Source organism: Mucilaginibacter defluvii, from assembly GCF_039543225.1.
Lineage (GTDB): Bacteria > Bacteroidota > Bacteroidia > Sphingobacteriales > Sphingobacteriaceae > Mucilaginibacter > Mucilaginibacter defluvii.
Genome location: NZ_BAABJI010000002.1, coordinates 2,290,557 through 2,304,458 on the forward strand (window position 1 = coordinate 2,290,557; position 13,902 = coordinate 2,304,458).

Below are 13,902 nucleotides of genomic sequence, written 5' to 3' on the forward strand. Positions count from 1 at the left end.
ATGGTATACCGTTTATCAGCTGCCCATCATCTCCGTTTCTCCTACCAAACAGGCTACCGAAATCCGACCAACCAAAACCAATATTTGGACCTGGCGGCCGGTGGAGGGTCATTCCGTATGATAGGCGGGCTACCTGAGATGATCATAAAATATGACCTTTATGACAACAAGCCATTTACAGCTGATAGTTACTATCTCTATCAACGCTCACTGGCGGTGGGTAAGCCCGATGTGTCCATTTTAAAAACTCATCAATTTTCCCTGAATGGGGTGCAGCCTGAAAGTATACAGTTGTTTGAAGCCGGCGACAAAATTTTAATTTCCGACGATCTACTACTTGATGCTTATGCTTATTATTCGATTTACCATAACTTCATTTCAGAAACCAGCGTCTACCAGCGCCGAAGTGATGATTTTATAGCATATAACGTTCCGGTCAATGTTCCCGGTGACGTAAAGACTTATGGTGCGGCTGCCGGGATTGACTACCGGCATAGAGGTTACCTATTAAAGGGCAATTTGTCCTATAACGACATCAGCCATCTCCCTGCTCGTCTCGCAAATGAATACGGTTTCAATACCCCAAAATTCCGGCTAAATTTAGGTATTAGCAAACCGGATCTTTTTAAAAATGTGGGGATGACCTCCATTTCAGGTGGCAAAATGGTTTTGATTGGGCAACACCTTTCGCAGCCGGGAAGGTAAATAGTTTTGGAACCTTAGATGGTCAGGTAAATTATAAGATACCAACAATTAAATCCGTTGTTAAACTTGCTGGTTCAAATATATTAAACAAATACTACTATACGGCTTATGGCAATCCGGCAGTTGGTGCTGTCTACTATATATCCTTTGGTTATAACGTTTAACAACATTTAAGGCGTCATCATGAGATTTACATGATGACGCTTAGCCTATTATTCCATAATGGGTGTAAAAGCGTCGGAATTTCACTATCATAAAAGCTTTAAGTAGTTGGCATGATATGAACAGCATCATGTCAGAAAAACCTATTCTAAACCGTGGATTTATGGCATGAGATGCCGTGTGCTAAATCATGCAGAAGCCTTTTTAAATAAGAAACGTCGCCACATCATCCTTTGTTGACAGATGAATTCTACTAAACTACAAAAGCCTTCTGTGGAAGGCTTTTGTAGTTTTTGAACTGGTAATTACACTTAATTTAGAACTGCTGATTTTTGGCTATTTGACGATTTCGTATAAAGTAATTTGGCAATCGCTTCAGCACATAGTGTCTCAGAAGGATAAGACTTAAAGTCTTCGAGTAGCTTACTCACATTTTTCCTGTATTTATCATTGTTCAGCACCTCTTCTACGGCCGTTCGTATGGCATCGGCAGTAGGCGTATCTGTTTGCAGGTTAATACCGTATTCGAAATAGCCGATCCGAGCACATACTTCATTTTTACCTTCGTGTATACCCGCTGCAACAACAGGCAACTGATGCTGAATCCCCAGCAAGGTACCACTGTATCCGCCATTCGTCACAAAAACATCTGAATAAGGCATAATATCCTGGAAAGGTATATAATCTTCAATGATTAGATTTGGTGCGTTGAACCTTTCACGCAATTCTGCGGTACCATTACCGCCGGTAGTAGCCACAACAAGAATGTTGCTTCCAGCAAATGCGTCGAGTGTAGGTACTATTAATTTGTTTATATCCCTTTCCACTGTGCCTTGCGTTACCAGGATCACCTCTTTGTAGGTATTTAAACGTTCGTCGGCCCAGGTAGCACTACCGGTTTTTTTAAGATAGGGCATTAATGCACCGATAAATTGAATGTTCTTTCCCAAATTCTGTCTTGGATATTCGAATGATGGGACGCCAATTTGAAGGTAAGCATCTGATGTTTGCAATAGTTTATCTCCAATACCACCCTCCGGCGCTTCTAAACCATGTGCGGCAAGAATAGTATCAAATACATGTGTAGACTCTTGCATCATCTCACCAAAAGAAGCGTACATCTTTGCATTATTTTCGCACTCTTCAATGGTCGTTGGCGGGTACAGGCCGCTACCATACGGTGCAACATCTGCTGACCTTTCTATTAACGGTATAATACCTATAGCGATAACCGGTATATTCATCAGGTTTTTGACAAATGGAATGCCCGTAAAAAGATTATCTGCTACCATGATCTCAAATGGAAAATTCTCGTAGATATCTTTGATTTCCTGGTAATACTCCGGACCGCGCTCACCAAAGATGTGGATCATATCGAAGTTTATTTTTTTGATTGGATCAGTAATCAACTCCCTCTCCGGAAGTGCTTCCAACAAGTTTTCGCCGGTTATTTCCCTTGCTTTCGCAAAGGGATAGTGAGGGATACCGAGCCTGTTCATCTTTTGTTCGTAAATCGAAGCTGTGTACCATCTAACATCGCATTCCGCTTCCTCCTGAAGGAACTTGGCAAGGCCTGTAAGCGGGTTAATATGACCATCAGCGGGTACTGTGGCGAACAAAATTTTCCGCCCTTTTAAAAACATTTTCAATTGGTTGTTCATAAGTTAATTCTTTCTTAATTGTCCAACCAAAATTACCGTTAGCTCTTCGGGCAATACCTAACCGGTTCAGGGGAAAATAATCACCTATTTACCTAATTATCCGGCCGTTAATTTCATTATCAATGTTAAAGGTTTACCATTGATTACAGGTCTACTTGATGCCGTAATGACGGTTCATTAATTTTTCAAAAACCGAGCATGGCAGAACTCGCTTAAGGGTGGGGACAATGGTTTGACCTAACTGTCCGACCAAATACCTATGCTTGGGCTTTTCAGCATTTAATATTTGAAGCAGTCGTTCGGCCAATTGATCAGGATACGGCGCTATCATTTCATCCCTTTCCATGCTTTTTAAAGCCGCCTCGTACTCCTGCTGCAGATTCTCATTTTTAATTGAAAAAGAACATTTGTCTCGGTTTTGACTGAAAGAGGAGCGGAAATCACCGGGATTAATAACTGTGACGTTTACACCAGTATTGCGCAGCTCCATTCTCAGACTTTGAGAAAAACCTTCAATTGCGAATTTTGAGGCGCTATACATGCTTTGATAAGGTAGCCCAAACAGCCCTGCTAGCGAACCAATGTTAACAATAAGCCCCTCGTTTCTGGCAATCATACCTGGCAGTACAGCGTTGCACATCCTGACCGCGCCAAAAAAATTTACTTCAAATTGTTTTTTTGCTAAAGCGATAGGCATTTGATAAGCGGGTCCGGCAACGCCGTTACCTGCATTATTAATAAGAATGTCTATTCTCCCCTCAATATCTAAAATATAATCGCAGGCTTCAGATACAGATCTGTCGTCCGTCACATTTAATTCAATTGGCCTGAAGTGCACATCCTGTAGACTTTCCACTTCTCTTGAACTACCATAGACCCTATATCCCTCCTGACTCAACTTATTAGCGCAGGCCAACCCGATACCGGAAGAAGCTCCGGTTAGTAATACAATTTTTCTCATTATAAAGTGATTTATGCATATTGCCAAACCGTATTACCATATACGGCTGTCAAATGCCATGCAAAATTGATTGCTGAAAGGGAGATTTGTAGTAACCGAAATTGGGGGTTTTTCTAACTTAATTCTATAAAATATATTGACATGATAGAACGAAATTCTTGGCTTAGGTAATAAAACCTTGCTTTGAATATGGGCAAAATAAATATCTACGAGATGACTTGATTGTAAATTACCAGCCTAAAAAGTTGATCATCCTCTAGACGATGTTCCGGCGATGTTTTTGACTATATTCTTCCCATTTGACCCCATCAATAAGATAATATTGGCAGAAAACTTTATAGACGGTTTTCGTTAAAACAAAGAAGGCAATGTTTAACATCGCCTCCCTTGAATTTACAATTGCGGACATCAATTATTTATAGGTAACAGCAGGAAAATCTGCTTTAGCCTGTTGCAATTGCGCCTCCCATTCATCCGACCAGCCAAATGTTTAAATGAAATGCTCCTTTCAATTTGCTCCAGCGACTCCGCTCCAAAAATTAACAGATTGCGTCCGTTTAAAATCAACTGAGTATTCCTGCCCACATTGAATTAAAAACAGATAATAGCGTTTATTTCAACTACCCCATTGGTATGTAGTAAAACTAAGTCGATATTTAAAGTAGTAAGAGCTAACATATCTTTTTTGTTATCTTCTATTAATTCTTGCCTTTTTCTGCCTATGCCGATCTCTTCCATAAATTGCCTCATCATCCACATCGTCGCTGATACTAATGTTCAAAGCAGTATCCAGCCTATAAGATTCAGGATGGCTGTCAATACTATGATGTAAATCAGCACCCGGTGATTGGCTTTGCTTTTCTTCAACTCCCGTTCTATCGTTTCCTGCCGCTGTATGATCTCCCGCAAAAGCGGTTGGGTGATAGCCGTCTTTTCTGTGAGTTCCTTTATCGTTTGCAGGAAGTCGTTCAATGCGGTGTCCATTGCCGAAGGTTGCTGCGGGTTGCCGATGGTCGTACTTTGCTCTTGTCCTATCGTTTGCTGCGCTAATCGCCGCGCTGTCTCTGCCTTGTTCATAGTCAATGTGTTTTAATATCTCATTCCATTTGAAGCGGTTACCCAATGCCTGTCCGCGTATCTTAAACTCGTTGTGGAAATAGGTAATGCCGCTTACCCTGCCCGTTGATGCCTGGTTGAATAGCAATGAGATGCCATACCGCTCGCAACGCTCGATGATCTCCTGTATGCTGACGCGGCGGGCGGGCAGTAAAAGCGATAGCTTCTCCTGGAGCAAAAGCTTTTCAGATGCCAAGCCGGTCCGGTTTATCATTTCCAGTTCATCCTTTGTTGGCGCACGCCTGGTTATTAAGTTGCGTCGTTCAAGAGATAGATTGTTATCTTGATATAATGTTTCAATGTTATATCTGTCCGTCGGTAGATCGCTACCCGGTTCAACAGATAAATGATTATCGCGATGACCAATATGCATGTTACCGTGATCGCTCTTTTTATAGTTATTTAAATTTGTGGATTTACTGCTGTGCCGCTTACTGGTTACACAATGTGCTGATTCTACCGTTACGAGATTATAGCGTTCTTCCAGCTTCCTAATTATCGCCTCACTTTTCCGGTAGTTATTGCTATCTGAAACAACGCTGCCATCGAAACGAATTCGATTAACTAAGAGGTGTAAGTGTGGGTGATCAGCATCAAAATGGCGGTAGATCATATACTGGTTATCGCCGAAACCGTTAGCTAACAGGTATTCGTGCGCAATCGCCAATAGTGTTTTGTTGTCAAGGCGGTCATCTTTGTGGAAATTTAGGCTGGTATGGTACACATAACGGTTAAGCGAGGGCCGCAGGCTTTTAACTATTTCCACTTCACGCTGAATTCCCCAATGGTCAACAGCCGTAAAATTGCTGTCCAGCAGTATAGCCCGTTTGCTTTTATCCGGGTTATGCGCTTTTTTTTCATTGTATCGAAAAGCCCCCATGAAGCTTTTACCGATCTTTTGACTCGCTATCATACAATAAAAGTTTTAAGATGAGTTGCTGCTGCTCACGGAGCTGCAATAGCGATGATCGTACGTCCAGCGGAAACTTGCCAGAATTGGCGTGTTTCGCAAGCTGGTTGATGTTGTTCCCGATCCGCTTCAGTTCGATGTAAACCCCGATATCTGTTTTAGCAATCTTTGGTTCGGGAAATTTGCCTTTTAATAATTTATCACGTACCAGCCGGTAGGTCGATATTCCGTAACTTTTGGCTGCTTCCTCAATGCGAAGCCGCTCCCGGCTGTTCAGCCGGATAGTTATCTTGTACGTTCGTTTGTTTTCTTCCGATACCTTTGGTCGTGCCATGTTCTCTAAATGCTATCGCTGCGACGTTACTACAAACATCGCCGTAATTATTAAGCGCATCAGGCAGCTTGTTTGTTACAGGCTAAAAAGCGGTTTGAATAGCATTATACAGTTTTGATATGCGGAACGAAGTGAGGTAGATCGGGTCCGGGTACCCCGGCAAGACGTTTTGGGCAGCCCAAAACATGGCTTGCTTTGCTTTATAAGCAAAAAGGCGGCAGCAAACACTACATAAAAAATGCACACTTTAACATTTAGGTAGTTGCGATTTTAAAAAACGATTTCGACAGCTCTTGTTGCTTCGACATAAGTTCTTATTTCCTCATCATTTGTTATAAGCTTGCCTTTCATTTGAATTGCCGAAGACAAAACAATCTTATCGTGTGTTATAAAGCTCTCCGCAATTTCTACTGAGTTTAAAGTGAATTAGATTTCTTATAGCTATTAACACGTTTTTAGTAGATTAACCTAATAAAGAGTTTCGCACAAGCGCTTATGGATAAGAAGGATTGAAATTTAGGTATCTTCATCATTTGAATGCTGACGTCTCAATTCATTCAACTGGGTCATTAGGGCAACTATTTCCGTTGACAGCATCTGTTTGCTAATTTGATCAACTATGTTAGAATGAGTTAGGCTAATTTGATAGTTTTCTTGTAAATACTTATTAATCGCTGTTATAAACTCTTTACCCGGAACCATCTTTAATCGATCATCTAAAGACTTCCATTTATCATCAAAGGTTCTATTTATTTGCTGCAGCATCGAAGAATCATCGACTCCTTTATTGTTTGATCTTTCAAATTTTAATTGATGAGAGGACAGCTGGCCGAAGATATTTGACTTAAATTCGTCTGTAAGAGTTGTCAACAATTCATTCATCCCAATATCAAAGGTCTTACAATCGCCAGTTCGCTCGTTGGAGTTCTTAATTTTTTTTTCGATGGCTTTTTGAATAGCAGCTGGAATTAATAATATGTTCTCCAATTCCTTAAAGGAATGAATATGAGCAAAGAAATTTCCACGATTTAAATCGTTTAGCTCATGTATAACTTCATTGTCCGATCTGTAGTCTCGATCAAAAATTACGGCAGAAACAATAGGATAGCCCATTGTTTTCTCAATTCCCTCCTTAAATGATCTTAATTTAGCTGGATTGAAACCCTCAACTGGAACTACTGCAAAATGTGTTCTATTCGCGACATCTTTGAAACCTAATATTCTAGCCAATTTTGATAAAATAGCAAAGTCTTTACCTTCTACAAATAGTACTCTTTTTGTTTTCGCAATTTGCGTCAACACTGGATTCAAACTTGAACCTAAGACTTTGAAAAGCTCTCTCAATTGTGATGGATCTTTGATTCGTCGTGCAGACGCAAAAGTTTTATTAATGATTAAAATGTCACTAAGGTCTGCTTCAGTGATTATTTCAGTCGAGTGAGTGGCAATCACAATGGCTGGACCAAGTTCCTTCAAAATCCCTAACAATTGTCTTTGTAAATCTGAGTGAAGATAGATATCCGGTTCATCAATAATAAATAATGTTGCATCCTTATTCTTGATTATATAGGTCAACATTTGACACCAGATTTGAAAACCATAACCAGCCCAAAAAATTTCTCTAAGAATGCGATCTTCTGGACAAAACATGTTTAACACCGTCGGAGTTTGAGTAAAATCAGGCTCAGGTCTTTGAATGTCCATACCCGGCCAAGTAGAATTAATTAACTCCTTAAACTCATCGAAATCGTCACCGTAGTGAAACCAAATATTTCTGAAATTCCTTGACGCCTTTGGCGAACTAATGGCTAAACGTGCCGCTTCCTTTTGAAATAATTGTTCATGGTTTTCCACAGGTGAGAGAATAGGGACGAAACCAATATTTATAGACACGTATTGCTTGAAATCTTTTGGAGACCTGATAGCAAATTCTTCTGATTCTACATACATTAAACAACTACCAACAGATGGGAAAAATATCGTAATGAATGCATTATTAGACAAGGTAAACCTAATGATGGCAGGAGTTGTATCGTCGTAATTATAAAAAACGTTCTCAGTCGCGATAGGAGCTTGGCTTAAGTCAAGTTCATATCCAAATACTAATTTGTCATCAATGTCTCTAATTGGATTTGGCTTTTTGGCATTTGCTTTTTTGATACCTTCAGAAAGCAACTTCAAAGCGCCAATCACAGTGGATTTACCAGCATTATTTGGGCCTACAATAATGTTGAAATCAGTAAGTGAAACGGAGAATTTTTTGAACGTTTTGTAATTAGTAAACTTAACTGCTGTGATTGTTACCATTCAAATTAACAGGTTTAGAAGAGTTCTAATATACAGACATTTCCATCATTTTTTCAATTCGTCTTGCCCCAAACTAATAATATAAAAAGTTGTGGCTAGCTGTTGCAAACTATATGTGAGATGGTCGGGTAGAATCTCTTTGGGTTTTCCCTACTAAAGTGCTGACCTCATGATCCTGTCGATGTTCGAACCGAGTAGTTAGAAAGCAAGTTGCTTAGGCTTACCAGAAAGTAATTCGATAAATGCCAGTAAGGTCTAGTTATTTAAATAGCCCAAACTGGGCATTTCTCGAACTATTTGTTAGCAGACTTAAGGAAAGTAGCTTTTTAGATTACTGAATAGATTTCCCTACGTTGTAACCTACAGACGTATCCATCGCTTTTTATAACTTTACCAAATGAGCAAGAACCAACTAGTGTATTGTATTCACCCTGAACAATATGATGTCTTTGATACCCGTATCAACAAACCAGTATGGCATCGAAAGCTAGAAAATGGGGTGGAGGTTGGATCTATGGTGCTTCAAGAATTAGATATAATTCCTTACTCAAAAAATCCCTTCGAATTCTTTGCACCAAACAATGTAGGAATGCTTCTTTCTATTTCCCAAAAATATCGGGATCAGGCCAAAGAGCTCTATACCTCCGCTATCGACCCCAAACTTCATGATCATTCAGTAACCAACGCGAAAATTGATAAAAAGAAATTTCTACAGGAAAAATCTAAAGAAGCAGCAAACTACATTGAGTTAATTCAAATCGCTGTAGTTTTTGCTTATACTGCAGTCGAATCTTTTGTCAATTTAAGTATACCCGATGATTATAAGTATGAGGTACACATTAAAAATAAAGGAATAACAGAGATTTACAATAAAACGGCTATCGAGCGTTGGATTTCTCTGAATGATAAATTGGCAAACATTCTTACGGTGATCTATAAAACGCGGAAGATTGAGTCCGAAAAGTTTTGGAGTAATTTTAAGTCCTTAGAAAAACTACGTCACAATATCATCCATCAAAAATCAATTGACCGCACCGAATTTTATAAAGATTATTTTATGGATCAGATCTTTAAAATAGTGGACAGTGGCTTGCTAATGCTCCAGTTCTTTTACGATGCTCATGCAAGCGAGAACCGCTCTAATCCATTATGGCCTTGGGGAATCGGTAAAGAAAAATCCTTTCCTGTTATAAATTCTTTTGATTCGAAGGATTTTGAAGTTATTGGTAATTTATACCAAGGGCGAAAAAGTAAGGAGGCATAAATATTTCGATACCGGAACATAGGTATTTATCTTTAATCGGAAAGCAAAACAGATTACTATAAAATCAATTAAGGAAATTGAAGTTTTAACACCTTTTAACCTTCACGAAGGTATGATCAATCTGTGTCTGAAATGATAAACATTAACTATAATGATAAAAGCCTCCACTCTACTGACGGCTTTTACAATGTGTAGCGCGGAACAGGATCGAACTATTTAAACTTAAAGCAATAGTCGGGATGAGCCCTTCTAAGTATTTATTTAAATTTTAGCTGACCTGTTTTTCCAGATAAACCCATCCAATACATAATGAGTAGATTGGGGCAACGCCAACAGTGGTACAATTAGTGATAATAACTGTTTATCTTCAACTTTGGGCAGCTGATTAAATACCTGGAAAATGCTTTTATGCTCTTTCCAAACCAGTCCGTCCCATAAACCCTCTTCAAGGTAGGCCAACACTACCAGTACTGTTAAAAAGTAAAGCAGACCATATTTATTGAAAATTGCCCGCCATAATACGTTTTTACCACGAGCGCTTGGGTTAGGTTTTTTCCTTTCTGCTATCCAGATAAGGGCCATATACGGAATACCATGCGATATAACATTGAGGGTTGTGAATGCCAGATCGCCATTAAAATAAATGATACCGAAATACCACGACAGGAATGTGCCCGCAATAAGAATGTTACGTGGTAAGTTAAATTGCCTTGTTCGGTTATATAAAACTACTTCTTTAATTAAGTATGCTAATATAATTACGATATATAAGCAATTGCCGATATCAAGCAGCCAGCCCAAAGCGGGTAAAATAAAAAAATCATTCTCAACAAACCAATTGAATTGCCTGTTGCCCTCGGCATGCCAGTATAGTATCGGGTAAATAGTTGCAGTATATATGGCTATCTTATCAATAAGCATGGCATAGTATCCGCTGCTCTCCTTGCGCGAATACAGGCGCATAAAACCATATTGTTGCCTAATAAAATGATATACTGCCAGGTATGCCAGCACACGCCAAAAGGCTATCGCATCAAAGCTATGCAATACAACACCTACAACATAACATATAAGCGGGACGGTTAATAACAACCCGCGCCGTAATGATTTATCCGGATTAAAATAAGTGCGGTACAGGGTGCTATATACATGCGCAACATCAATAAACACAATAAGTACCAGCCAGTACACTACCGGCAGGGTTGATGAAATTTGCAGCTGCTGTGGGAATAATACAACCAACAATAAAGCAATAAAGGGTGGTGATAGTATGAAAACACTATCGGTTATTGTTGAATGAAGCCATGGTTGCTTATTTGTTGCCGTGTTGTTCATAGCTTGCTAAAACATCATTTGCCGCTTTTATTCCCTGGTGAAATGCTTCTTCAAATATAGATATACCACTCAGATCGGTATGTGCAAAAAACAGGCTGTCATTAACAGCTTGCTGCGCATTTTTTCGATCGGCACCCCAAATGTAGTTTATCTGAGGCGATATCATACCATGGCCCCATACCCAGCCATCTACCTGCTCAATGCAGGGGGTTATACCAGGATGCATATACTCCAACTCGGGTATTATAATATCCAGCCATTGCTGATAGGTGCGCGTATAAGCGGCCAGCCGGGCAATACGTGGCTCGTAGTCGCAAAGCGGCAGGTAATAAGTAATTACTCTTTTCTTTTCGATATTATTTACATGCTGATGACTAGCATTCACATAACCTACCGATGCCATGTTGTAAGCAACATTGTCCCAGCATAAACCAGCCCCTTTATTTTGCGGCAAATCATTTACCGTAATATTTGCTACGAACCAGGGCGAGTAATTAAGCTTATTCAGGTCCAACTGACGCTTCTCACTACCTGCGAATATTTTTTGATTAACAAATTGCGGGCTTGCCATAATTACTTTTTCTGCCTCAATGGTGTAGGTGATATTCTTCTTAATATCTAAAATTTCTGCAGAAATTCCTCCTCCGCTTTTGAGTGATATTTGGGAACACATCGTCCCTATATGTATATGCTCTTTCACATCGCGGGCAAGGATATTCATCAGCCAGCCATTACCTTCAGGCCAGGTAAGTACCGCGTTTTCTTCAGCATTTGCTGCGGTGCCGCGTCGTGCGGCAAAATAATGTAGGCCTGCCCAGGCAGATACGTCATCGGCTTTTTGCCCGTAGTCGTCTTTACAGCAATAATTTAAATACCAAAGCAGGTAGGGCGAGGTATATCCATTTTGTGTTAGATATGCTTTAAATGATATTTTATCCAGTTGCCGGTATTTCTGATCAGTTGAACTATTATCCAATGGAATATCAAAACCAAATTTTCCGTCTTCGCCCTTTGATTTTTTCAATTCATTTATTAGCGTAAAGAACTTTTTGATTTGTTCCCGGTCATTATCTCCAATACCAAAATCAGGCACTAAACCCTCCTGCCATTGCCCGTTAATAAGCAGCCGCTCTTCAGGGTCAAAACACAAGTAATAATCGTTGTAAACAGGCTGGGCATTTTCATAATGGGTTATAACGCCGATGTCCTGCAAAAAATCCAATAGCAAACTGTCGTCGTTATTCGCTATGGTAATGTAATGTGCTCCCAGCGGATAAGATGAAACAGCATTATTGCCACAATGAGAATTACCACCCATATGATCTTCCAGCTCAACTAGTTCAAAATCGTGGTGCCCATGCTTCTTTAGCCAGCGCGCGGCAGATAAGCCGGAAATACCGCTCCCTATAATAAGCGTTTTAATTTGACGCACCGCTGTCGGTTCAGGCAGCGGCGTTTTATCACGCAGAACATGTCCAGCTTTCGCATTAGGGCCTCTTAAGCTACCCTTGATATGTTCATATCTATTACCAGGTTTGATTTTTTTAAGACAGCCGGTTAGCAGAATACCTGATGTAACAAGGCCAGCCTTCAAAAGAAAGGATCTGCGGCTGATGCTTTCAAGCAAATCTTTTTTCTTATAGTACCGCGGCCCACTCATCCTCAAAATACTTTACCAGTACCTGGTTGTTCAGTTTATTAACCTCTGTCTCAACTCGGGCCATATCATGCGGAAAATACAGCATTTGATTAAGGCTGCCCACTGAAATAAAGCGCATACCAGGTAAGTACCGGGTGGGCTTTTTATAGGTATGGTTTTCTGTGGCCATTATATAACCCCAATCGCCAAATGAAGGGACGTAATTGTGGTATGGAATGGTATGCAAACCTACCGAGTGCAATGTTTTATCAACTGTCCAGAATGACTTGGGCGCTACGTACGGCGAGGTTGATTGTACTACCATAATGCCATTGGGCGCCAATATGCTTTTTACCAAGCTATAAAATGTGTTGGTATATAATTTACCTACCGAAAAATTTGATGGATCGGGAAAATCTATGACAATAAAATCGAATTTCCTGTTTTGCTTACGTATCCAGCTAAAAGCATCAGCATTAGTAACTTTTACTTTAGGCGATAATAACGATCTTTTGTTAAGGTTCAAAAGCATGGTATTCGATTTAAACAACGCAGTCATACCTTTATCAAGATCGACAAGTGTAATCGAACGTACTTGCGGGTAACGTAATATTTCCCGAACGGCTAGACCATCGCCACCACCCATTACAAGGACGTTCTTAGCATTGGGCAATGCCTGCAAACCGGGATGTACCAAAGCTTCGTGATAGCGGTATTCATCATCAGAACTGAACTGTAGATTACCATTAAGAAACAGGCGCAGTACTTTGCCTTTTTTAGTAAGTACAATACGCTGATAGGATGTGCTTTTTGAGTAAATGATGGTATCACTATACGTCATGCTCTCGGCATAACTGGTAATGGTGTTGGCATAGACAAAACCTATCAGCAAACCCAAAATACTTATAATAGCGCTGGTTTGTAAGTAACCGGCTGCCTTTACTTCGTTTTTAAAGTTAATACAAACTATAAGGGCCACCGTAACATTTAAAATACCAACCAGGTACGATGTTTTTACAAGGCCAAGGTAGGGTATCAGCAGCAGCGGGAAGACTAATGATGCGAGTAATGCGCCGATATAGTCGAAGGTAAAAACCCTTGAAACAAGATCTTTAAACTCATACCTGTCTTTCAGGATGCGCATTAACAGAGGGATTTCAAGCCCCACCAATATGCCTGTTATGCCGACCAGGCTGTATAAAATAATGCGGAACGAAGCGGCATTTTCAAATACCAAAAATAAAATGGTTGAGCTGGTGCCGCCAACTATACCTACCAGTATCTCTAACTGGATAAACCAGTATACAATATTCTTTTCAAAATACTTAGATATCCATGAACCAATACCCATGGAAAAAAGATACGCGCCAATAATGGTTGAGAACTGCGTCACCGAATCGCCCAACAGGTAACTGGCAAGCGTCCCGGCAATCAGTTCGTATATTAACCCGCAGGTGGCTACAACAAAAACCGACAGCAGCAGCAATACATGCAGCTTTTTATTCATA

General features: G+C 40.1%; 10 protein-coding genes. 2 read left to right on the forward strand and 8 right to left on the reverse strand.

Going from position 1 to position 13,902, the window contains the following annotated elements; all coding sequences use genetic code 11:
• Positions 1-705, forward strand: a complete 705-nt coding sequence (locus ABD960_RS16485) for a TonB-dependent receptor domain-containing protein (RefSeq protein WP_345332590.1) — start codon at positions 1-3, stop codon at positions 703-705.
• Between the two features lie 473 nt (positions 706-1,178).
• Here the strand turns inward: ABD960_RS16485 and ABD960_RS16490 are convergent, their stop codons facing one another.
• The 5 genes from ABD960_RS16490 to ABD960_RS16510 all read right to left on the reverse strand — a co-directional run bounded on the left by ABD960_RS16490 (position 1,179) and on the right by ABD960_RS16510 (position 8,156).
• Positions 1,179-2,528 carry a glycosyltransferase gene (locus tag ABD960_RS16490; protein ID WP_345332593.1) on the reverse strand — a complete coding sequence of 450 codons (1,350 nt, stop codon included), beginning with the start codon at positions 2,526-2,528 and terminating at the stop codon, positions 1,179-1,181.
• Between the two features lie 151 nt (positions 2,529-2,679).
• Positions 2,680-3,489, reverse strand: a complete 810-nt coding sequence (locus tag ABD960_RS16495) for an SDR family oxidoreductase (RefSeq protein WP_345332595.1) — start codon at positions 3,487-3,489, stop codon at positions 2,680-2,682.
• 688 nt (positions 3,490-4,177) lie between these two features.
• Positions 4,178-5,518: a relaxase/mobilization nuclease domain-containing protein gene (locus tag ABD960_RS16500; protein WP_345332598.1), complete on the reverse strand. Its 1,341-nt coding sequence runs from the start codon at positions 5,516-5,518 to the stop codon at positions 4,178-4,180.
• A complete protein-coding gene (locus ABD960_RS16505) occupies positions 5,493-5,849 on the reverse strand; it encodes a MobC family plasmid mobilization relaxosome protein (RefSeq protein ID WP_345332601.1) in 357 nt (118 codons plus the stop codon). The genes ABD960_RS16500 and ABD960_RS16505 overlap by 26 nt, the downstream gene beginning before the upstream one ends.
• 516 nt (positions 5,850-6,365) lie before the next feature.
• Positions 6,366-8,156, reverse strand: coding sequence for an ATP-dependent nuclease (locus tag ABD960_RS16510; protein ID WP_345332604.1), 1,791 nt, complete (start codon positions 8,154-8,156; stop codon positions 6,366-6,368).
• Positions 8,157-8,553: 397 nt separating this feature from the next.
• On the opposite strand from ABD960_RS16510, the gene ABD960_RS16515 reads away from it, so the two are divergent.
• Entirely contained in the window at positions 8,554-9,420 is an 867-nt protein-coding gene (locus ABD960_RS16515; RefSeq protein ID WP_345332607.1) for a hypothetical protein, read from the forward strand.
• Between the two features lie 261 nt (positions 9,421-9,681).
• On the opposite strand, the gene ABD960_RS16520 is transcribed toward ABD960_RS16515, so the two are convergent.
• From ABD960_RS16520 to ABD960_RS16530, 3 genes are all read right to left on the reverse strand, one after another.
• A complete protein-coding gene (locus ABD960_RS16520; RefSeq protein WP_345332609.1) occupies positions 9,682-10,662 on the reverse strand; it encodes a hypothetical protein in 981 nt (326 codons plus the stop codon).
• 70 nt (positions 10,663-10,732) lie between these two features.
• On the reverse strand, positions 10,733-12,415 hold the full coding sequence (locus ABD960_RS16525; protein WP_345332612.1) for an FAD-dependent oxidoreductase: 1,683 nt from the start codon (positions 12,413-12,415) through the stop codon (positions 10,733-10,735).
• Complete coding sequence (locus tag ABD960_RS16530) at positions 12,393-13,901, reverse strand: polyamine aminopropyltransferase (protein ID WP_345332614.1); 1,509 nt, start codon at positions 13,899-13,901, stop codon at positions 12,393-12,395. Before ABD960_RS16530 ends, ABD960_RS16525 begins: the two co-directional genes overlap by 23 nt.
• Between the last annotated feature and the right edge of the window lies 1 nt (position 13,902).